The sequence below is a fragment of the Selenomonas sp. KH1T6 genome, assembly GCF_900108415.1.
In the GTDB taxonomy this organism is placed as follows: Bacteria; Bacillota; Negativicutes; order Selenomonadales; family Selenomonadaceae; genus Selenomonas_B; species Selenomonas_B ruminantium_A.
The window spans coordinates 1-22,469 of the sequence record NZ_FNWN01000006.1 but is presented as its reverse complement, the minus strand read 5'-3'; the positions used below and the strand labels follow the sequence as shown (position 1 = coordinate 22,469).

Genomic DNA, 22,469 nt, shown 5'->3' with positions numbered 1-22,469 from the left:
TAATATTGAAGGGAGTTTTTAACATGGCTATTCTGGTTTGCGGTGGTGCAGGCTATATCGGTTCTCATGCTGTCCATCAGTTGGTGGAGAAGGGAGAGGAAGTTGTCATCGTGGACAACCTCCAGACTGGGCACCTGGATGCAGTGAATCCTGCCGCAAAATTCTATGAGGGGGATATCCGCGAGGCTGCGGTGCTGGACAAGATTTTCACGGAAAACAAGATTGAGGCGGTTATCCACTTCGCTGCCAATTCCCTGGTGGGGGAGAGCATGGAGAAGCCCCTGAAGTATTTCAACAACAATGTCTACGGTATGCAGGTGCTGTTGGAAGCTATGGTGCGCCATGGGGTGGACAAGATTGTTTTCTCCTCCACGGCGGCTGTGTACGGCGAGCCCAAGCGGGTGCCCATCATGGAAGATGATGAGACCAACCCCACTAATACCTACGGCGAGACCAAGCGCACCATGGAGCGCATGATGAAGTGGGTTAGCAAGGCTGACGGCATCCGCTTTGTTTCTTTGCGTTACTTCAATGCAGCTGGTGCTCTGCCGGATGGTTCCATCGGCGAGGACCATCATCCGGAGACCCATCTGATTCCCCTGATTCTCCAGGTTCCTTTGGGCAAGCGCGACCATATCACTGTGTTCGGCGATGATTATGACACTCCGGATGGCACTTGCCTGCGGGACTACATCCACGTCATCGACCTGGCAGATGCCCATGTGCTGGCGCTCGATTATCTGCGCAAGGGCGGCGAGAGCAATATCTTCAATCTGGGCAATGGCCAGGGGTTCTCTGTGAAGGAAATGATTGAGGCAGCCAAGGAAGCCACGGGCCTTGATATCAAGGTGGAAATGGGGGCCCGCCGTGCTGGTGACCCGGCCCAGCTCATTGCTTCCAGCGAGAAGGCTCGCAAGATCCTGGGCTGGCAGCCGAAGTTCACCGATGTGAAGCAGGTCATCGGCACTGCATGGAACTGGCATCAGAAGCATCCGGAAGGGTACGAGAAGTAATAACTTGCTAAGGCGTTCAGGGCACAGGCATAGCAACGCTTCACTCGGAATTTTACCAAGGAATCTAAGCTCATCTGCGCCCTGTGGGCTTGATTCGCTAAGATTCATGGTAAAATTCCGAACGTTACGCTTATGCTATGCCTGTGCCCTTCACTCAATGGGGCAGGATAAGGCATACTCAATTTGGGAAGGAAGACCATAGATGTCCATTAACTACGAAATAAACCGCCTGCTGAATTTTGCTGTGCAGCAGGAACTGATGAATGCAGAGGATTTCTACTATAGTGCCAACCGTCTGGTGGATGTGCTTAGACTCTCGGAGTTTGAGCCGGAGGAAATGGCAGAGGAGCTGGCTTCTCCCATGCCTATCCTGGAAAACATGCTGGACTACGCTGTGGAGCAGGGGCTGATTGAGGACACGGTGAATGAGCGCGACCTTTTCGACACCCGTCTCATGGACTGCGTCATGCCCCGTCCGTCTGAGGTTATCCGCCGATTCCATAGCGACTATGCCCGCAGCCCCAAGGCGGCTACTGACAGGTTCTACAAAATGAGCCGCGCCTCCAATTACATCAGAAGCGACAGGATTGCCAAGAATCTCCAGTGGAAGACCCCCACTGAGTATGGCGATTTGGACATCACCATCAACCTTTCCAAACCAGAGAAAGATCCTAGGGATATTGCCAAGGCCAAGCTGGTGAAATCCACCAGTTACCCCAAGTGCCTGCTGTGCCGTGAGAATGAGGGCTTTGCAGGCCATGCCGGGCACCCGGCCCGTGAGACGCACCGCCTTATCCCTCTGAGGCTTTCCGGGCACCGCTGGTTCCTGCAGTATTCCCCTTACACTTATTATAATGAGCATTGCATTGTGCTGAACCGCAAGCATGTGCCCATGAAGATTTCCCGCCGCAGCTTTGAGAACCTGCTGGATTTTGTCACCATCTTCCCCCATTATTTCGTGGGGTCCAATGCTGACCTGCCCATTGTGGGTGGCTCCATTCTCTCTCATGACCACTATCAGGGAGGGCGGTACGACTTCGCCATGGCCAAGGCTCCCATCGAGAAGCACTATAAGTTTGAGGGCTTCGAAAATATTGAAGCTGGGCGGGTGAAGTGGCCTATGTCCACCATACGCCTCCGTGGTGAAGACCGTGAGGAACTTATAGAACTGGCTGACAAGATCCAGCTGGCCTGGAGGGGCTACAGCGATGAGAAGGCAGAGATTTTGGCTGAGACAGAGGGCAATCCCCACAACACGGTGACCCCCATTGCCCGCCGCAGAGGCAGTCTCTACGAGCTTGACCTGGTGCTCAGGAACAACCGCACTACGGAGGAGCACCCTCTGGGCTTGTTCCATCCCCATGCGGAGGTGCACCATATCAAGAAGGAAAATATCGGCCTTATCGAGGTCATGGGACTGGCGGTGCTGCCTGCCCGCCTGAAGAGTGAAATGAAGCAGGTTGGCGAGGAACTGGCCAAAGGCACGGAGGATATTTCTGGTATTGAGGAAGTCAGGAGCCATGCTGACTGGTACAGGAAGCTCCGCAGCAAGTATCCTGCCGTGAAGGCTGAGGAAACGGAAAAGATCCTCCAGCGGGAAATCGGCAAGGTCTTTGAGAAGGTGCTGACCCACGCTGGTGTTTACAAACGCACAGAGGAAGGCATGGCCGCCTTTGACCGTTTTGTGGCAGCAGTAAAATGATTTTTGAAGAAAAGACAACACGGCTCACCCCGTATTGTCTTTTCTTTTATTTACTGCTATGCTAGTAGAAAAGAAAACGTTGAAACTCTCTAAGGAAGGGTGTTCTATATGATGGGAAAGAAAAACGCCACCATTGTGGATGTGGCGAAGGAAGCCGGGGTGTCTGTGGCTACCGTGTCCCGGGTGGTGAATGGCAACTATCCCGTGAAGCCGGAGACCAAAGTGGCGGTATCTGCTGCCATTGAAAAGCTCCACTATGTGCCCAATGTGCAGGCCAGGGAGCTGAACCAGAGGCGTTCCACCACCATCGGCGTGGTGGTGCCCAGTCTATACAATATGTTCTTTGCAGAAGTTATTGACGGCATTGAGGCCACGGTGAGGAAGGATAAATACTCACTGCTTCTAAATTGCGCCCAGAATGACCCGGAGCAGGAGCAGGCCTGCATCAGGGCTCTGGTGGCTCGCAATGTGGCGGGGCTTATCGTCATCAGTCCAAATACCAGCAATATGCAGGAGGACTTTTACCAGCGTCTGGCAGAGCGCACTCCTCTGGTCTTCATCAATGGTTACCATCAGATAGAGGGGGCTTCCTATGTCAGCAATGACGAGGCAGGAGGCATGAGGACGGCCCTGACCAGCCTCAGGAAACTGGGGCATGAGCGGATCCTGCTGGTGCGGGGCAGCCATTCCGATTCCTACGAGGTGAAGGAAAAGGTCTACAGAAACTTCATGGAGGAACAGGGCTGTCTGGATGAAAACCTTATCCTGGACATAGGTGCAGGCAACAGCGTTGACACGGTGGACAATACGGCTGACTACCTGCTGGCCAGGCTGCCTGAAGTCAGGCCTACGGCGGTTTGCTGCTGCAATGACTTGATGGCAGTGGGGGCGCTGAACGCCTGCAAGGCTTTGGAACTTTCTGTGCCAGAGGATATTTCCATCATGGGCTTTGATAACATATCCCTTTCCCGTTATGTGGCTCCCAAGCTCACCACCATGGATCAGAATATGTTCCAGCTGGGGGAGAGCGCCGCTGCCCTGGTGGTGGAGAAGATCCGCTACGGCAGGAGCAAGAAAATCGTGCTGGGCAATATGCTGATCCAGCGCGAGTCAGTGGCAGAGGCTAAAGCCTGAAAAATGTAGCAAGGGCTTCCGAAGTTTTTAGCTTCGGAAGCCCTTGTTTTTTGTAATTATTCCACACAAGCCTCAAATATATACTGATTGGCCAGTACGGTCATATTGGTGTTGTTGATTTCTGCTGCCCTGTGCAAGAGTTTCCAGGCCTCGTCATATTTCCCTTGCGCCACACGGCAGAGGGCCAGGTTGCTGCAGGCATCGGCCTGCTGGGGAATGAGCTCCAGGACTTTTTCAAAGTCTTTGGCGGCATCCTTGTGCTTGCCCGCTTTCAAGAGCATCAGGCCGCGGTTGTACCAGCTCTGGGGGAGGGTGGGGGTGTCCTTGACAAGCTGGTTGTAGGTTTTGAGAGCCTCATCGGTTTGCCCCTGGGCTGTCTGGGCCAGGGCGAGATTGTATCTGGCGGCGGTGCTTTTGCCGTCAAGTTTCAGGGCGGAGGCGAAGTCTGACAAAGCTTTCTCCGAGTCACCGCGCTTGTTGTAGACTATGCCCCGGTAGATATAGGCAGAGGCGTCTTTTTTGTCGGCGAGCTTCTTTTCGGCAGCCTGCAGGGAGATATCGCTGCCATCAGGGGCCTGGGCCTGCTGCCAGAGGTTCAGGATATCCTCTCCGTAGGTGGTGCCTGGAACGGCCCAGTTGCCGTTGAGTCCCGTCCAGTATTTGATCTTGCCGTAGAGGTCCGGGCGGCTCTGAATCAGGAGTTCATAGCGGGGATCTACTATCTGCACCTTGGGCCGGGTGGTGCTGGTGTAGGCCAGGAGGTGCTGGATATGGGCCCGGACGCCGGTGACAGCGTTAGGGAAGCTGGCGCCTTTTACCTTGTTGCCAGTGGCCCCAAGACCGCAGAAGTTGTTTTGCTGGGGAAGCACGTCGCCGCCGTAGGCGAAGAAGCCAGTTTCCTTCAGGGACTGGCAAAGGGCAATGTCAGGACGGATGCCTTCACGTCCGGCTTCCGTGTAGTAGGCATCCACGATTTCCTCTACGGAGCAGGTGAGCTTGGGGCTGGGGTTGCGCTTCTTGATGAAGGCTGTCATCTGCTCACGGGTAGCTTCGGCTTCTCCCTGTATAGTGATGCTGGAGGCATTGGCCAGGGCTTCCGTCAGGGGTTCAGTGTAAGCGGGAGCCAGGCGGAAATGCACGGCTTTAAGGGCTTTGGCATTCACTTTGCCGGGGAGCTTTTCCGGGAAAACAGGCCGGGAAAGCGTCAGGTTCTGGGCGGGCAGGACGCTTTCCCTGTAGGCGGGGGCAGCGTCCTTGGCACAGGCGGCAATGCTGGGCAGCATCATGAGGCACATGAGGCCTGCTGCCATATGCTTGATTTTTTTGTTCATGGAGCATCATCCTTTCCAATGTCATGTTTATAACACCGTTGTTCCAGATTTGTCGAAGACAAATCTTCCTCTTGGTGTTTCAACGAGGCGGGAGATATTAACTCGCCGCCTGTTAGTAGTTTGCCGCCCCCACTTATAGAAGTGGGGGACATCTTGTACTCGTTATATTCTACGCCATTTCCTCTTGTTTGTATATTGTATTCTAGTAGTTCTGTTGCCTGTGAAGGGATTGTTGTGATAAAATAATAGACATAAGAGTCAGCATTTTTCGTTATTTCGCATTCGATGGCATTCTTAGGGTGGGATACATTATGAAGCAGATGCCATATCTTATACATGAGGAAGCGGATTACCTGGCCATGCAGTGGGAAGTGCGGGTGGCCCTGGGGGAGATGAAGGTCAGCCAGCTCATGATTTCCGTCTTTGGCACAGAGCGTGATGAGGAGAGCACGGAAGTCATCATGCGGCGGCTCCACAGGGATTTTCCCAATGCGGAAATCCTGGCCTGCATGGCGGCGGAAGCGGTGATGGAGGGCAGCGTGGCCTGTGACGGGATTCTCGTGGGTTTTTCTGCTTTTGAAAGTGCCCAGGTGGAAATCCTGGGGATGCCCGCTGACAAGATGACTCCCAAGGAAATGGGGCAGAAACTGCTTGCCCGACTGGATGAGATAGAGCACCCCAAGGCCGTGTGGGTGCTGCTTTCCGATGTGACCCTGGATATCACTGATTTTCTGGCAGAGGCCAGCAAGTGCAGCCCGGAAATCAAGTTTTTCGGCGGGATTTCCGATGAGGGGCGGATGGGTACCAAGGGAAAGTTTTTCCTGACGGATGGCTCTTTTTCTTCGGGGCTGGCCCTGGTGATATACTCCGGCGAGAACCTGCATGTGGATACTTTCTACAGTTTCGGCTGGCGTCCTTTGGGACGGGCCATGACCATCACGAAACTGGAGACGCCCTATATTGTGCAGGAAATAGACCGGCGGCCTGCCGTGGAGGTCTATGAGAAATATCTGGATATCCACAATAGCGATAATCTCTTCTGGGATGCCCTTACTTTCCCCATCTGTGCCCAGCGTGACGGGGAAATGATGGCCCGGCATCCCCGCAGTGCCCGGAGCGATGGTGCTTTGGTTTTTGGTGCGGATTTCCGCCTGGGGGAGCAGGTGCGCCTGACTTATGGCGATCCGGAGGGCATCATCAAGTATGCCCGGGTTCTGAGAAAGGAAATCCAGGCTTTCCAGCCCCAGGGCATCTTCATTATTTCCTGTGTGGCCCGCTGGCTGCTGCTGCAGCATGATGTGGCCTTTGAGCTGGAAGCCTGCCGGGGTGTGGCACCAGACTTTGGCTTCTATGGCTATGGAGAATTCGTGCGCAAGGGCAAGGAACTGGTGCTGGCCAATATGAATCTGGCTGTTGTATGCCTGCGTGAAGGTGAGGCTGGAGAGCCCCGGGAGTATGAGGAGCTGGGAGAGGAACGCCAGCTCACCAGCCAAACCAGCATCATGCGTCATTTGGTGTATTTCGTCAATGCCATGTCCTATGAGACAGAGAAGACCACGGCGCGGCTGAAGAATCTTGCCACTACCGACTGGTTCACCAATCTCATGAACAGGAATGAGATGGAAAAGGCCATCAAGAAAGGCCTGTCCTATGTCCAGTCCTCTGGCCAGCAGCTGGCTGTCATCATGCTGGATATGGATGATTTCAAGGCCCTCAACGATAAATATGGGCATGACGTGGGAGATCAGATCCTGCAGCAGGTGGCTGCCATTCTCCGCTCCAAGATGAGGAAGGTAGACAGTCCAGGCCGCTGGGGCGGCGATGAGTTCTTCGCCATCCTCATTGGCACCACGGTGGAAAAGGCCTATGCCCTGGCTGAGGAAATCAGGCAGGAGATAAGCAGCCTGGAGATTGTCGCCGGGGGTGAAAAACTCACTGTCAGCCTGGGGCTGACGGTGTCCGGCCAGGAGGATGATGAGACAGATGTCTTCAAGCGGGCAGACAAGGCCCTCCATATGGCCAAGCGCAAGAAGGGCAAGGATTGCACGACGGCCTTGGACGAAACGGGGCTGAAGTGGGTGCCAAAGAAGAAGGCTGCCAAAAAGGAGGCCGGGGCGGAAGACAAGCCCAAGAAAGCAGGCCGGAAGGAGACAGCAAGAAAGAACAAAGAGGCATGAATTTCAGGGAGTCGCAGACGCTGCAGCCAAGTGTTTGCAACTCCCTTTAATTTTGTCCTGTTTGGAAGTGGACAAAGGCGTATTTCTTCCGCTTGCTTTAAATTCATGCTCAATCTATAATGAATTCATCGAAAGCAAGAGGAAAGACTTGCAAGTAGAGATTGCTTCTGAGTGATCATAGGAGGCAGCCATGATAGCTATCAAAGAACGCACAGCATCTATCCTTTCCCTGCTGGCAGAGGCCAAGGCCTACCTGCCGGTGGGGGAAGTAGCCGACAGGCTCCGGGTCAGCGCCAAGACCGTGACCCGTGACCTGCCGGAGGCCGAGGAGTTCCTGGCATCTTTCAGCCGGAACCTTCGCCTGGAAAAGAAAAAGGGAGCAGGCCTCAGGCTGGCGGGAAGTCCCGAAGCACTGGAGGAGCTCCTGGCAAAACTTGGGAAGGTGAAAAATCACAACTACACCCCGGAGGAGAGGCTTTCTATCATCGTCAGCCGCCTCCTGCCGGAAAGCGAGCCTGTGAAACTCTTCTATCTTTCCTCCCTGCTGGGCGTGACGGACAGCACCGTCAGCAATGACCTTGATAAGCTAGAGGGCTGGTTTAAGGGACACGGCCTGAAGCTAATAAGGAAGCCCGGGCTGGGCGTCTACGTGGCAGGGGAAGAGAGAAGGATTCGTCAGGCTATCGTAGCTTTCATCTACGATCACGTCACAGAAGAAGAACTTTTGGAACTTGTACAGGAGAGCCTGCAGGAGGAAGAAAGCGCACGGCATGCCAGCCGGGCGGGGGCCTATCTGCTGGACCTGGTAGATAAGGAAATAATCCATTCGTTAGAAATAATCATCAGAAAAGCCGAAAGGGAGATGGAACGGCGCCTGTCGGACCAGGCTTTCATCGGCGTGCTGGTACACCTGGCCCTGGCTGTGCAGCGCCTCCGCAAGGGGGAGCGCATCGACCTGCAGCAGGAGTATCTGGAAAAACTTAGCAAGAAGCAGGAATTTGCTGTGGCTTCCCGCATGGGAGAGGCCATCAGCGGGGAGTTCGGCCTCACCGTCAGCGAAGATGAAGTTGGCTATATCGCCATGCATCTCTTAGGCGCCCGCAGCCGCTATCAGGAAGAAAGCATGGCGGGCACGGTGCTGGACAACTTCCATCTGGTGCGTCTTTCCAAGTCCATTATGAAGGCTGCAGAGGAAAGGAGCGGTGAGCCCCTTTACCGCAATGGCGAACTGCTGGCAGGGCTGGTTAATCATCTGGGCCCTTCCATCAGCCGCATGGAGCTGCATATGGCCATCAGGAATCCCTTGCTTTCGGAAATGAAGGAAAAGTTCCCTGAGCTTATGGAGCTGGCCAGATACAGTGTCCGGGAAGTGGAAAAGGAACTGGAACTGGAATTTCCCGAAGCGGAGATTGCCTACATCGCCATGCATCTTTCTGCCGCCCTTATGGGCACCAATCTTTTGGAAAAGCTCACCGCGAGAGTCATCGTGGCCTGCCCCACGGGCATGGGCACCAGTCGCCTATTGGCGGGCCAGCTGAAGAAGTATTATGCCGAAAGCCTGGTTATCGTGGATCAGGCGGCTGCCCTGCAGCTGGCGCCCGGCTATTTCGAGCTGCACAAGGCAGACTTCATTATCTCCACTGTGCCGGTGCCTGAGGTGCCGCTGCCGGTGGTGACAGTGAATGCCCTGCTGACAGAGGCTGACCGCCGGGAGATCGACGAGGCCGTGCGCCTCATTGGCGAGAAGCAGGTGGAAAAGAAGGCTCAGAAGAAGGTGCAGGTGGATTTCCAGTCTGCCCTGCGGGTGCTATCCGTCTATAGCGGAGCCATCCTGATCCTGCTGGATAATTTCTTTTTCCTGGATGAGCAGAAGGCTATGACCGTACAGGAAGCAGCCGCTGCCATCGGCAAGCGGGTCGCGGAAGACCATGCACAGGCAAAGGAAATAGAAAAGGCCCTGCTGGCCCGTGAGGATCAGGGCAGCACTGCCATCCTGGGCAGCCACATGATTATGCTACATTGCAGAAGCAAGGCGGTGGAAAGCCTGCGGCTGGGCATCGTGCACCTGGGGGAGTATTTCCTCTATCCCGCAGAGCCGGGGGAGAAGATCCGCACCGCCATCGTGTTGCTGGCGCCGGAGTCCTGCTCCTGCTATGAGCTGGAGACCATCGGCCATCTTTCCTCCATCCTGCTGGAAAGATGGGGACTGCTGGAAGTGCTCCACGAGGGAGACGAAAGGCATATCCACGGGGAGCTTATCCGTATCTTCAAGGAATTCTATGAGGAAAAGAGTCGAGAATTGATAGATAGTTAATGGAGGTTTGACTTATGAGCACAAACGCAGCAACGGCTGCCAGTGGCGGCTTTCAGGAAGCCATGCAGAAATTCGGACGTTTCCTGTCCGGCATGGTGCTGCCCAATATCGGTGCCTTCATAGCCTGGGGCCTGCTCACGGCCCTCTTTATTCCCACGGGCTGGCTGCCCAATGAATACCTGGCCCAGGTGGGCGGGCCTATGAGCAAGTGGCTCATTCCCCTGCTGCTGGGCTACAGTGGTGGTGCGGCTGTCTACGGTCATCGCGGCGGCGTGCTGGGGGCCATTGCCACCTCAGGCGTCATCGCCGGTGCAGACATTCCCATGTTCCTGGGAGCTATGATCATGGGCCCGCTGGGGGGCTTTGTCATCAAGAAGTTTGACGCCTTCATCGAGGACAAGATTCCCACAGGCTTTGAGATGCTGGTGAACAATTTCTCCGCCGGCATCATTGGCGGCATCCTTTCAGTGCTGGCTTTCGTAGCTGTGGGCCCTGTAGTGCTGGCTGCCAACGGCGTGCTTAGGGCAGGAGTTGAGGGCATTGTGGGCGTGGGTCTGCTGCCCCTGGCCTCCATCATCATCGAGCCTGCCAAGATCCTCTTCCTGAACAACGCCATCAACCACGGGGTGCTGAGCCCCTTGGGCATCCAGCAGGCTGAGGAATTCGGCAAGTCCATGTTCTTCCTGCTGGAAGCAAATCCCGGCCCTGGCTTGGGCATCCTGCTGGCTTATTGGTTCTTCGGCAAGGGCGCAGCCAAGGAATCCACTCCCGGCGCCATCATCATCCACTTCCTGGGAGGCATCCATGAGATTTACTTCCCCTATGTGCTCATGAAGCCCGTGCTGCTGCTGGCTGTTATCGCCGGCGGCATGGCAGGTGTCTTCACTCTGAATCTCCTGGGAGGCGGCCTCATTGCTCCCTCCTCTCCCGGTTCCATTCTGGCAGTTCTGGCCATGACTCCGAAAGGCGCTTTCCTGGCCAATATAGCTGATGTTATCGTTTCCACCTGCGTTTCCTGCGCTGTGGCTTCCGTCTTCGTGAAGGCTTCTGCTGAGGAAGGGGCCGAGGATCTGGAAAAGGCTCAGGCTGAGATGAAGAGCATGAAGAATCGTGGCAAGGTTGTTCCCCAGCCACAGATTGTGGGCAGCGAGCTTCGCACCATCGTCTACGCCTGCGATGCAGGCATGGGCTCCAGCGCCCTGGGGGCCGCTTCCCTGCGCAAGAAGCTGAAGAAGGCTGGCGTAGAGGGCATCACCGTGGCCAACTTCGCCATCGGCAATATCCCCAAAGATGCCCAGATCGTGGTGACTCATGAGAAACTGGCTGAGCGTGCCCGTGAGGATGCGCCCCAGGCTGAGCATATTTTGGTGAGCAACTTCACCCAGAACGATGTCTTCGAACAGATCATGGCCCGCCTGCAGGGGGGCGCTGTGCAGACGGCTGAGGCCAGCCTGTTGGAACTGAAAGATGTGAAGCTGGGCCTCAAGAGCGTCAGCAAGGAAGAGGCTATCCGCTCCGCAGGCGAAGCTCTGGTAGCTGCAGGCTGTGTGGACCATGACTATGTAGAGGGCATGCTCCGCCGTGAGGAGGACATCAGCACCTATGTAGGCAAGGGCATCGCCATCCCCCACGGCGAGAACGCTGTGAAGGAATCCATCCACCGCTCCGGCATCGTGGTGCAACAGTATCCTGAGGGCGTGAAGTTCGGCAAGGATACAGCTCACATCATCGTGGGCATCGCCGGCAAGGACAATGACCATCTCTCCATCCTGGCAGGCATCGCCTCCACCATGGACGAGTGCAGCGATGAAGAACTGGAAGAGCTCTACACCACCGACGATCCTGAGAAGCTCTACAGCATGTTCGTTACTACCTGATAAATTGATATTTGATTGATGAATGTCCCTTTTCGTCAAAAACTGCTCTATGGCAGTCTTTTGGCGGGAGGGACTTTTTCTTGCGAATTATGGAGGATTTGAACTTGGGACATATCAGCGCAGGACGAGTTTTGTGGTTTGGGTCAGTGGTCTTGGGTTCGGTAATGTTTTTGGGATTTAACTTTTATCTGATGATGGCTGGTTTGGCCAGGTATATACGGAGGTTTTGACAATGAAAAAAGCAGTGCATTTTGGGGCAGGAAATATTGGCCGCGGTTTTATCGGTGAGCTTTTGGTGCGCTCCGGCTATGAAGTGGCTTTTGTAGATGTGAACAAGGAACTGGTGGACCTTATCAACGAGAAAAGAGCTTACAACATTGAAGTAGTAGGGGAGGAGCCCCGGAAAATCCACGTGGAGCATGTCCGGGCCATCAACAGCAATGAGCATCCGGAGGAGCTTTTCCAGGCCATTGCCGAAGCGGATATCGTCACCACCGCCATTGGCCCCAATATCCTCAAGTTCATTGCGCCCAACATTGCCAAGGGCCTTGCTGAAAGGCTTAAAACTAACAAGCAGCCTCTGAACATCATCGCCTGCGAGAACATGGTGGGGGGCTCCACGGTGCTGAAGGGCTTTGTCTATGAGCATCTGCCTGAGGAGCTGAAGGCAGAGGTGGAGGATCTCATTGGCTTCCCGGATGCTGCCGTGGACCGCATCGTGCCCTTGCAGAAAAATGAGGAGCCCCTGCTGGTGAAGGTGGAGCCCTATGCGGAGTGGGATGTGAACGCCAAGGGGGCCAAGGGAGAGTTGCCCCGGATTGAGGGACTGACCTGGGTGGACAACCTTGAGGCCTATATCGAGCGCAAACTCTTTACTGTCAACACCGGCCATGCCTCTATCGCCTATCTGGCCTACCGCAAGGGCATCACGGACATCTACAGCGCCATGCAGGACGAAGAAATCGTGGAGCAGGCCAGGAAGGTCTGGGCAGAGACGGGGAGCCTGCTGGTGCAGAAGTTCGGCTTCGACCCCCAGAAGCATGCCGAGTATGTGGCAACCACGGAGCGCCGTTTCCACAACCCCCATCTCTCCGACGCCGTCACAAGAGTGGCCAGAGGTCCCAAGCGCAAGCTGGGCAGGAAAGACCGTCTGGTAAGCCCCGCCCTGCAGCTTATGTCTGAAGGGCGCAAACCCAGCGCTCTGGCTGATGTCATCGGTGCCGCCCTGCACTTTGACTATCAGGAAGATAAAGAAGCCTGCGAGGTGCAGGAAACCATTCAGAGCGAAGGCCTTCACAAGGCCATTATCAAGCTCACGGAAATCCCCGAGGATTCGGAACTTTTGAGGCTGGTGGAGAACAAAGCAGCAGGATTTTAAAGGATAACAAACATAAAGCAGGCATAGGAAGCTTCGTGACTTCCTATGCCTGCTTTTACGCTATATCGCCAAACAGTGGCTTCTGTGGTACCATCTTAGTCTGGTACTCTTCCTGACCATTATTCTTGATGATGGTGGGCCGTGAAAGGTCTGGCTTTTCCACCATGATGGGCTTGGTGCGGTGCTGGTCGATGATTTTCCCGTCCTGGTAGGTAAGGACCAGGAAGGAGCCGTCCGGCATATACTTCCTGATGATTTCCGTGTCGGTGCTCATCTTTTTGGCTGCCTTGTTCTCTTCGGCGGTGTTCTCATCCTTGGTGAAGAGGGAGGAGCCGCTTTCCTCCAGATCCTTCTTGGCCTGAAGGGCTTCCTCACCTCCGGCAGCCTTCAGGGCCTGTTCGCTGGCAGTCAGTCCCGTTTCCCGGTAATCCTGCCACATCTGTGTGAGCTGGCTGGCGAAAAGGGCCTTGAAGTCCTTCATTTCTTCTTTGCTGCCCGGCATATTCAGCACGTTGCCGGAAGCCGAGGCCGCAGCTTTGAGATTGGGCCAGTTGATATTCATGAAAATCCTCCTTTCCGAAGATATCTCTAGTTGATATATCGTAGGAAAAGGAGGATTGCTTAACTTATTTTCTGAGAATATGGGGAATATATCCCACATGGGGCACAATAACCCTATGGGGGAATTCTTGGAAGGCATAGCCACTGGTATTTCCCGTCAGCACCGCCGCAAAATCCACCCCTGCTGCCTGGGCGGCCTGGGCATCCACCAGATGGTCCCCCGTGTAGAGGGTGTCTTCCTTGGGCACGCCGAAATATGCCAAAGCCTTCAGCAGCCCCTCCGGGTCTGGCTTGTGGGCAGCCACCTCGTGACAGCCTATCACATGGTCAATCAGGTCTTGGCATTGGGAGAGTTTGAGCCTTTCTTCAATGCGGCTGGCAGTCTTGCTGGACACAATGCCGATTTTTGCCCCCTGCGCTTTCAGTTTACTGAGGGCGGGCAGGGACTCCGTATAAAAGTGGGTGCCGGCGGTCATATATTTGTCGGCAATGCCGGTATAAATCTGGCAGAAGCGGTCAATCAGCTCTTCGTCCTGAGTGTTCAGAGCAATGCCCACGGCCTCTTTCATAGGCAGGCCAATGAGCCTGGCAAGTGTTCTGTCATTGTTCCTGGGAAAGCCCATGCTCGCCATGGTTTTGTGGAAGCATTTGACGATGACGTCTCTGGTGTCCACCAGGGTCAGGTCGAAGTCAAAGAGGTAGAGGGAATATCTTTTCATGTTATGCTCCTTCAAAGAAAGTAATAGCTATTTCAACAGTATATCACGTTTGGCAAATGAGATTATCCCAGCATGTCCTTTTCTCCCAGGCTGTAAAGCAGGTCGTTGGCATCCTTTACAGAAAGGCCGCGTTCCAAAGCGGATATGATGACCGAATCCCAGGGGTGACGTGGATAGAGAAGTCCCAGCCCTGCATAGCGCAGGAGATATTGCGTTTCCGACAGGCTGAGGTGCATGGCCATAGCCAGAGCCAGCAGCTTGGGTCGGGAGGGATTTTTCTTGTCGCCAGAGAAAATATGGTAGGCATAGGTTCTTTCCAGAAGGGAAGCCTGCACCACTTCCCTCTTGTTGAGCTGTTTTTGGACAAGCAGGTTTTCCAGATAAACGTGGAGCGGCTTGGCCATTTCTCCTTCGTTCTCAGACAGGAAGCGGCTGATGTCTGCGTCCTCCTTCAGTTGGGAAAAGAGTTCTTCTGTTTCTTTTTCGTACATAATTGCCCACACCTTTCCTTTCTGCTAGAATCATCATAGTGTATTGTGCGGGGAAAGGCAAGGTTATCATGGAAAGATGGGAGCTGGCTTTAGGCAGCCTTTACGAACCAGTGGACAAGTTGGAAACCAGTGGGGGCAGTGCCAACTGGCTTATATATGATAAGCTTGGCAAGCGTGTCTGCCTGTTGAAGCAAAGAGGGCTGGCTGCCAAAGCTGTCTACGAAAAGCTGAAGGACATGAAAAATCCCCACCTGCCGGAAATCTACCGTTTGGTGGAACTGGATGGGAAGCTTTGGGTTATAGAGGAATATATTGAGGGCAGCACGCTGGCTGAGAAACTGGAGCAGGAACGCTGCCTGGAGGAAAAGCTGGCCCTGTATATACTGAAAGAGCTGTGTACCTGTTTGGGTCATTTGCATGATGTAGAGATCATCCACAGGGATATCAAGCCTGCCAATATCATGCTGACGAAAACCGGGCAGGTAAAGCTCATCGACTTCGGCATAGCCCGCCAGACGAAGGAAGGCGGCACCAGCGATACAGAATCTCTGGGCACCAAAGGCTATGCACCCCCGGAGCAGTATGGCTTCGGTCAGACCGATGCCAGAAGCGACATATATTCCTTGGGGGTGACCCTGCAGAGAATGCTGGGCAAGGATTACCGGGGCGTGCTAAAGGTAATAATCGCCAGATGCACGGCCCTTGACCCTGCTGACCGTTATGGCTGCGCAGAGGAAATAATGGCAGATCTGAGCCGCAGGCAGAGGGGCAGGGCACTGCAGCGAAAGACAGCAGCGGCAGCTCTGGGGCTGGCAATCCTGCTGCCGATATTTTGGTGGCAGCAGAAGGCTGCTGAGGAAATGTCGCCTGTGCAGGAGGTCGTTGTGGTGGAAGACAGTCAGAAAGAAGATGAAGCCGCACAGCCTGTCACAGCAGACAGTCCTTCCCTGCCGGAGCCAGAACCGATGGAAAAGGAACCAGGGAATCCGATGGTAAAGGAAAGTCCTGCCGAACATCCAAAGGAAAAAGACCCGCCATCTTTCACCTACCCCTTCCTGCAGAGATCACAATGCACCTTCTACCTGAACGGCAGTCCTTTTGAAGAAGGACTTGGCATACCAGCATCCATCTGGCAAAATTGGGCAGGCAATGAGGAGAGCAGAACTTTCCCTGATGAATGGACGCTCACCCTGCACATAGAGAACGAATCCGCCGCAGATTTTGTTTTCCCAAGATTAGAAATAACTTACGATAGAGAGGTCGCCAGCCAGACTCTCCCCACCATACCCTCCGGCGCAGCCCGTGATATAGCCATCCCCCTGGGTGGCAGAAACATACGCGGCAGGCTCTGTAATATGGGAGTGCGGCTGGAGGATGTAGGGGGGACGTCTATGTACTGGAATTTCCAGTTTTATTTGGAGAGGTGAGGCCGGATGTTTTGCCTACAGCAAAATTTGAGTAACTGTGTTACAATTAATATGTAAATTTAGTTATTGTAGGAGACATATTTTGATGAAAAAGCTGGGGGTCTATAAATGTTGAAGATTCTTTATGGAAAGTTGGAATCTGATAATTATATCTTTAATCCAGATGCTTTTTTTAATAATACATACGAGGATGAATGGATTACAGATGAGTTGAGTATCCAGATGATAAGGGATATAGATGGTTCGGAGGTAATAGGCCCCCGTGTTATAGATAGTCCGTTTTTAGGTTCAATACCAACAGAAAGGCTTTCTGGCGGTGTTAAAACTTTGATTTTGATGAATAATGACAGTGAACATATATTCAATGCATCTGCTTGTGGAGATAACTGTGCCAAATGGATACTGAAGATAGCAGACAGGCTGGAAACTGAAGGAAGAGACCTAACTATACGCCTAGGTTATCTTATGGACTTTGGCAACGAGATATTTGATATTGAAATTGTTAATCTTAATCGAGTAGTACATAATAGGAAAGACCTTGTAGAAGCTGTTCTTGATAATGGTTTGCTCTAAGAGAGGTATAACATGACAGGCAAGTATGAAATTGAGATATACAACAATCGTGTTCATTACTTCCTTACAATAAAGCGAAACATAACTATACTGCAGGGGCATAGCGCAACTGGGAAGACTGAGCTTATCAGGCTCATAAGTGAATATGAGCAGAATGGAGCATCTTCAGGGATAACGCTGAAATGTGGAGTCAGTTGTACAGTGTTGACATCAGTTGATTGGGAATTAAGGCTTAGCAGATTAAGCAAACATGTAATTTTTATAGATGAAACTGCAACATTTATAGGAAAACAGAGATTTGCAGAAATGGTTCGCGGTTCTGATAATTATTTTGTTATTGTGACAAGAGAAGACTTGCAGCAATTGCCTTATAGTGTAAATGAGATATATGGACTTAGAAATGCATCAAGTTCCTCTAAGTATAAATCTTTTAAAAAAGTATACAATGAAATGTATAATTTGTATAACTTTGATTTATCTAAGAGCGTAAAGCCAAAGGTGGTTGTTACAGAGGATTCAAATTCTGGATATGAATGTTTTTGTTTGATATACGGAAATATCTGTAAATCAGCCGGTGGCAAGAGCAGGATATATGATCTCATACGCATTAATGGGATGGATGATGTTCTGGCAATTGTCGACGGTGCTGATTTCGGCTCGGAAATAGGAAAGATAGTCAGATATTTGGAAGCAAGTGATAGGAAATGTGTTATCTTTGCACCTGAGTCGTTTGAATATGTACTATTAAAATCTGGCATAATAGATGTGCCAGCAGATATTTTGGAAGCAACGTATGAATTTGCTGACAGCAAGGAATATTTTAGTTGGGAGGAATTCTATACATCGTACCTTATGAGTGTTACACAGGGGACGATTTATCGGTATGGGAAGTCAAAACTGGCAGAAGCATATAAGACTGAAGGGGCATGTAAACGAATTGTTGCTGAACTGCCAGAACAGATAAGGCCAGAATAGTAAATGAAAACAGTCTGTTATAGTGTCATTCACCTTCATGTATTAAGTAAATATATTGACCTTGCATAAGGTGGTCGAAAATATGCATATTTTATTTAAGCGTGTGTAGCTGCTCTTCGGAGTGGCTATTTTTTTGCGATTGTGGAGTTATTGTCTGAAGTTTTGAACTGTGTCCTGGCAGGACACCGAAAATGGGAGAGTATGTGGTACTATGGGAGAACACAACTACTGAGGAGAAGTGGGCAAAAATTTCCCGGAAATGAAAATTGATACTGTGAGTGATATTTTTATATCTGAAAGTCACAACATGAAAAATCGAAATGTTTTATAATATTTAGAAAGGGAGGGATAGGCAGATGGCAGCAACTATTGACGAGAAGAAAGCCATGCTGGGGCTGAATATATGCTACTATCGCAAAGCACGCTCTATGACGCAGATAGAGCTGGCCGAGCAGCTGGAGATTACGAGCAACTACCTGTCCCAAGTAGAACGCGGCTCAAAGATTCTATCGGTGGACAAGATTATCATGGCGGCAGAGATCCTGGGGGTGGATGAGAAGTCACTTTGGGATTTTAGCAGGAAGTGAGCGAGCTTGTTGCTAAAAAATATACCGAATAGCAAAGTCGATTTGCAATAACGAGAAGTCAGAAATTTCTTTGTATTGCCATAAAATAATATTACTGAGGTAGAATAATTCACAGCAAGCAGGTAATGCAACATGCAGAATATTAGGTACGAGCATTGATGTGATAGGAGAGAAAAATGACGTATAGAGAGGATAAAGATTTAGAGATTCTTGCATTTGCTAGTAATGATGAACTAAATATATTAGTTGAATATTTGATTCGTAATGAATATGGGGATTTGCGAATGGAAGAAAAGCTTACTGATTCTGATGGTTATAAAAATAATCCCCAATATCCAAGAACATATTGGAAAGATATTGCTGCAGAGATTCAGCGCGTAGGAGCCAATAAGGTAGCTACGATTATACGCTTTGGTAGGGGAATATTATATAAGGAAGAGCTTTGTGATATATGTGAAAGATTTGGGATAAATTATTCGAAAAAAGAAGAAGCATCAGAAATTGAAAGGCATGTTATTAAGAAGATGATGTTAGACTTGCTGTCTGTTATGGATTCAAAAGAAATGAAAGAACTTGCCTACGGATTAGGTATAAGCAAAACATTGGTGACGAAGGGAGGATTGGCTGATATAATAAGATTTATGGTAAGAGGAGATGAATTAGCATATTATAAAATTGCATTAATGGCGGCTATGTATACAGCAGAATCACGTCGATTAAAAATGAATCATCTAGGAATGGTTCCCTGCGGAATAATTACACACATAAGTAATATGTTAAACGAGATAAGTCCTTCGTATAGTGTGGTCATTCCAGCAGTAGTTCATATATCGTATATTCGTGCAAAATATAACAGGAATTTTCAAGTAGAATCGATTGTTGTAGTCCAAAATAAGGCTGGTATACACAGACGACCTGCAAGTGCCATTGTACAAACTGCAAGTAAATATGTAAGTGAGATTAAAATATGTGCAAAAGGTAAAACTATAGATGCAAAGAGCTATCTTTTTGTTGTGTCGCTAGGACTGGTTAAGGGAACAGAATTGAAATTTATTGCAAAGGGAGGAGACGCGTATGAAGCTGTAAAAGCATTAACTGATTTAATTAATAGCAGATTTGGGGAAGAAGATATGTATTAGATAATAAAGGAGATGGGTGTTGTGAGTGATAAATATAAAGAGAAAGATTTACCCGGAATAGTAAATGGCATAGAATTGAATGCGGTTAATAATTATGTTGAGGAAAAGTTTCATGGGGAACGTGGACATGGTTTTGCGGCTGAAAGTGCTAACAATTTGTATGATAAACTTACAGGAAATGATGCTAAAATAATAGGTGGTGATAATACTAAAAATGGTGCGGATAGAATTGTGAATGGTGCGAATATACAGAGTAAATATTGTAATTCTGGAGCAAAGTGTATTCAAGAATGTTTTGAGAATGGAAATTTTAGATATTATAACAATGATGGATCTCCTATGCAGATAGAAGTCCCCGCTGACAAATATGATGATGCGGTAAAGGCAATGCAGAATAGAATTGATCGTGGTCAAATTAAAGGTGTGGCTAATGCTAAAGATGTGGTTCGCAAAGGTCGTTTTACATATGAACAAGCAAAAAATATTGCTAAAGCAGGAACTGTTGAATCGCTGACATATGATGCTGTTAATGGCATGGTAATTGCAACATATAGTGGGGGGATTTCAGTTGCAATTACATTTGCTGCAAATATTTGGAAAGGAAAATCATTTGAAGATGCACTTACAGATGCGGTAGAAGCAGGAATAAAAGTAGGAGGTATAGCTTTTGCTGGTGCGGTTATTAGTGGTCAGCTTACAAAGGCAGGTTTAAACACATTGTTGGTAGGAAGTTCAGAAGCTATTGTTTCATTGATGGGGCCTAAGGCATCTGCATTGCTCGTTAATGCTTTTAGAAGTGGAACTAATATTTATGGTGCTGCTGCTATGAAAAGTGCATCGAAGTTGCTTAGAGGTAATGCAGTAACAGGTGTAGCAACTGTTCTTGTGTTATCTGCAGTAGATGTGGCTGATATATTTCGTGGTAGAATATCGGCAGCACAACTCTTTAAGAATGTTATAAATACTGGCGCAGGAGTGGCAGGTGGTATTGGTGGTTGGGGGGCTGGTGCTGCAGCTGGTGCAGCTATGGGATCTATTTTTCCAGGGCCAGGGACAGCAATTGGAGGTCTTTTGGGAGGTTTAGCAGGTGCATTTGCAGGAGGAAGTGCTGCGGGTAAGGTATCAAAAACCATAACAGATAAACTTATTGAAGATGATGCTAAAGATATGATAAAAATTATTGAATCTGAATTTCAAGAGATTGCCAAGAATTATCTTCTTAGCGAAAAAGAGGCAGAAGAAGTTGCGGACAAGTTAAAAGATGATGTCAATGGAGATAAGTTGAAAGATATGTATGCATCAAATAATCGTTGCAATTATGCATACGGAATGATTGAAAGAAATACTATACCTATAGTTGCTAAACGTCCTAAAGTTAAACTTCCTAGTTCATATGAATTATCTCAAGGATTAAGAAATGTTCTCGAAACAACGTGACTTGTTCTAATAAAGGTTTGAATATTATTCGCGTACAAATATCATAGTAGACGTAATGGTGTTTGATGTTTTACTTGTCGCTGTGAACAGGGAGATATATTTTATTGCAGTAATATGTCTGTTGGTTCTATTAATATGGGCGTATCATGATAGACACCACTTTACAACTTTTCTGATTGAAAAAAATATCGCGCAAATCACTCCTTTAGTGTAAGATGAAATTACCACACCCCATCTACGCAAAGGAGGTTCGCGCGATGAAGTCATTATACAGCAATCTCAACCTGATGTCTATGGTATCTGCCTTGAATGAGCATTTTGCGGCATACTTCCATGAAGCTACCCGCCCCATGCGTAGCCTGCTTTGTGGCATCGTACTTGCCATGCTTGCATTTGAATCCATCCCCTCGATACGCTGGATGCATAGAAGGTTCCATCTTTCGCTGATGCCAGGTTCTCTGAACAGCTACTATCGAGCCTTAAAGACATGCACGGTGGATGACTCTTCCTGGGTCAGTCATACTATCCGCAGGGCTCTGTCAGCCATACCTTCCGACTTGGCAGATGCGCCGCTGTTCCTGAGCGTTGACGATACCATCGTTGCCAAAGCTGGGCAGTGCTTTGATTTTGTCTCAAAGTTGTTCGACCATGCCATGCATACAGGCAGTGCCTACGTCAATGGCCATTGCTTCGTAAGTCTTATGCTCAGTGTTCCGGTAGACAAAGATATGAAGGGTGGATGCTCCGGCGGCATACATTATCTTCATGTGCCTGTCGTCTACTGTCTGTGGACAAAGGAGAAGACCAAACTTGAAATGGCTGCCGATGCCATAGATGCAGTAATGAGGGATCTTGAAGGCAAGCACATAGTCGTGCTCTGTGATAGCTGGTACCCGAAAAAGAAATTCATCAGCAGAATCCTTTCGCATGAGAACGCCGACATAATATGCAACGTACGGGTTGATACGGCCATTTACGATTTGCCACCAGCACGCACAGGGAAAAGAGGACGCCCCTGCAAGAGAGGTGCCCAGTTATCGCTGGATGACTTCGCTTGCACATACTCCAGGGGCAAGTTCAAGGTGGGGCATCGCTGTGTCAAGACCAAAATTTTGGGTGACATCACAGTACATGCATATGTGACAGTTTCTGAATCTGGTGCCAGGCGCTTATTTATCTGCACGGCAGAGCCATCCGAAATAAGGTTTGGGTGTGCCTCACATACTGATGACCCAAATACCACTGTCGGAGATACGGACAGGGAATTTCTGCCTTTGAGCCTTTATAGCATTCGTTGGAACATAGAGGTGGGTTACTACGAACACAAGACGTTCTGGTCATTGGGGCGGTACATGCTGCGCCGCAGATGTGGCATTGAGCGCCTGCTGAATTTGATTTGTATGGCTCATGCCTCCATGCGGCTGCTGCCGTATGTAGACACTCGATTTGCAAGGTTCAAGGAATGCAGCCCGCAAGAGGTACGAATGGCCATCAGCAAACAAATTCAGGATGAGCTATTTTTGAGCAGGTTAGCTGATGAGGCATCAAATACCATAAATTCAGCCGATGTTCTTAGCGTATTGCGTGATGTGGTCAAGCATTGGAATAATGCGGCTTAAAGTTGTAAACTGGTG

18 protein-coding genes and 1 pseudogene are annotated in these 22,469 nt (G+C 50.3%); 15 read left to right on the top strand and 4 right to left on the bottom strand.

From position 1 onward, the window contains the following. Positions 1-23 precede the first annotated feature (23 nt). The 3 genes from galE (at position 24) to BLW59_RS05530 (ending at position 3,849) form a co-directional block, all read left to right on the top strand. A complete protein-coding gene (gene galE, locus BLW59_RS05540; protein ID WP_029545897.1) occupies positions 24-1,013 on the top strand; it encodes a UDP-glucose 4-epimerase GalE in 990 nt (329 codons plus the stop codon). Positions 1,014-1,215: 202 nt separating this feature from the next. Further along, on the top strand, positions 1,216-2,715 hold the full coding sequence (galT, locus tag BLW59_RS05535) for a UDP-glucose--hexose-1-phosphate uridylyltransferase (protein WP_074696858.1): 1,500 nt from the start codon (positions 1,216-1,218) through the stop codon (positions 2,713-2,715). A gap of 108 nt (positions 2,716-2,823) precedes the next feature. Continuing rightward, a complete protein-coding gene (locus BLW59_RS05530) occupies positions 2,824-3,849 on the top strand; it encodes a LacI family DNA-binding transcriptional regulator (protein ID WP_074696855.1) in 1,026 nt (341 codons plus the stop codon). A 56-nt stretch (positions 3,850-3,905) separates the two neighbouring features. Here BLW59_RS05530 and BLW59_RS05525 read toward each other — a convergent pair whose 3' ends face one another. Then, positions 3,906-5,180, bottom strand: a complete 1,275-nt coding sequence (locus BLW59_RS05525) for a glucosaminidase domain-containing protein (RefSeq protein WP_081348403.1) — start codon at positions 5,178-5,180, stop codon at positions 3,906-3,908. 311 nt (positions 5,181-5,491) lie between these two features. Between BLW59_RS05525 and BLW59_RS05520 the strand changes: the two genes are divergently transcribed. The 4 genes from BLW59_RS05520 (at position 5,492) to BLW59_RS05505 (ending at position 12,926) form a co-directional block, all read left to right on the top strand. After that, positions 5,492-7,357 (top strand): diguanylate cyclase, encoded by a 1,866-nt coding sequence (locus tag BLW59_RS05520; protein WP_074696852.1) that lies wholly within the window; start codon positions 5,492-5,494, stop codon positions 7,355-7,357. Between the two features lie 190 nt (positions 7,358-7,547). After that, positions 7,548-9,671 (top strand): BglG family transcription antiterminator, encoded by a 2,124-nt coding sequence (locus tag BLW59_RS05515; protein WP_074696850.1) that lies wholly within the window; start codon positions 7,548-7,550, stop codon positions 9,669-9,671. Between the two features lie 14 nt (positions 9,672-9,685). After that, the gene (locus BLW59_RS05510; RefSeq protein WP_074696848.1) at positions 9,686-11,548 is read left to right on the top strand and encodes a PTS mannitol transporter subunit IICBA; all 1,863 of its coding nucleotides are present in this window, start codon (positions 9,686-9,688) and stop codon (positions 11,546-11,548) included. A gap of 232 nt (positions 11,549-11,780) precedes the next feature. After that, the gene (locus BLW59_RS05505) at positions 11,781-12,926 is read left to right on the top strand and encodes a mannitol-1-phosphate 5-dehydrogenase (protein WP_074696846.1); all 1,146 of its coding nucleotides are present in this window, start codon (positions 11,781-11,783) and stop codon (positions 12,924-12,926) included. Positions 12,927-12,981: 55 nt separating this feature from the next. Here BLW59_RS05505 and BLW59_RS05500 read toward each other — a convergent pair whose 3' ends face one another. The 3 genes from BLW59_RS05500 to BLW59_RS05490 form a co-directional block, all read right to left on the bottom strand. Continuing rightward, positions 12,982-13,488, bottom strand: a complete 507-nt coding sequence (locus BLW59_RS05500) for a hypothetical protein (protein ID WP_029545877.1) — start codon at positions 13,486-13,488, stop codon at positions 12,982-12,984. A 64-nt stretch (positions 13,489-13,552) separates the two neighbouring features. Then, positions 13,553-14,206, bottom strand: a complete 654-nt coding sequence (locus BLW59_RS05495; RefSeq protein ID WP_074696844.1) for an HAD family hydrolase — start codon at positions 14,204-14,206, stop codon at positions 13,553-13,555. 62 nt (positions 14,207-14,268) lie between these two features. Next, positions 14,269-14,697, bottom strand: a complete 429-nt coding sequence (locus tag BLW59_RS05490; RefSeq protein WP_074696841.1) for a hypothetical protein — start codon at positions 14,695-14,697, stop codon at positions 14,269-14,271. A 68-nt stretch (positions 14,698-14,765) separates the two neighbouring features. Between BLW59_RS05490 and BLW59_RS05485 the strand changes: the two genes are divergently transcribed. The 8 genes and pseudogenes from BLW59_RS05485 to BLW59_RS05455 all read left to right on the top strand — a co-directional run bounded on the left by BLW59_RS05485 (position 14,766) and on the right by BLW59_RS05455 (position 22,454). Further along, positions 14,766-16,124 (top strand): serine/threonine protein kinase, encoded by a 1,359-nt coding sequence (locus BLW59_RS05485; RefSeq protein ID WP_074696839.1) that lies wholly within the window; start codon positions 14,766-14,768, stop codon positions 16,122-16,124. 108 nt (positions 16,125-16,232) lie between these two features. After that, on the top strand, positions 16,233-16,697 hold the full coding sequence (locus BLW59_RS05480) for a DUF4869 domain-containing protein (RefSeq protein WP_074696837.1): 465 nt from the start codon (positions 16,233-16,235) through the stop codon (positions 16,695-16,697). Positions 16,698-16,709: 12 nt separating this feature from the next. Then, entirely contained in the window at positions 16,710-17,672 is a 963-nt protein-coding gene (locus tag BLW59_RS17695; RefSeq protein WP_074696835.1) for a hypothetical protein, read from the top strand. A gap of 356 nt (positions 17,673-18,028) precedes the next feature. Further along, positions 18,029-18,259: a helix-turn-helix domain-containing protein gene (locus BLW59_RS05470; RefSeq protein ID WP_074696833.1), complete on the top strand. Its 231-nt coding sequence runs from the start codon at positions 18,029-18,031 to the stop codon at positions 18,257-18,259. 176 nt (positions 18,260-18,435) lie between these two features. After that, positions 18,436-18,534: pseudogene (locus BLW59_RS18110) on the top strand (DUF3944 domain-containing protein); the annotation flags it as partial. 600 nt (positions 18,535-19,134) lie between these two features. Beyond that, complete coding sequence (locus BLW59_RS18105; protein ID WP_413778180.1) at positions 19,135-19,398, top strand: HPr family phosphocarrier protein; 264 nt, start codon at positions 19,135-19,137, stop codon at positions 19,396-19,398. A 21-nt stretch (positions 19,399-19,419) separates the two neighbouring features. Beyond that, complete coding sequence (locus BLW59_RS05460; protein ID WP_139283556.1) at positions 19,420-20,835, top strand: hypothetical protein; 1,416 nt, start codon at positions 19,420-19,422, stop codon at positions 20,833-20,835. Between the two features lie 257 nt (positions 20,836-21,092). After that, positions 21,093-22,454 carry a transposase gene (locus tag BLW59_RS05455; RefSeq protein WP_074696597.1) on the top strand — a complete coding sequence of 454 codons (1,362 nt, stop codon included), beginning with the start codon at positions 21,093-21,095 and terminating at the stop codon, positions 22,452-22,454. Positions 22,455-22,469 lie beyond the last annotated feature (15 nt).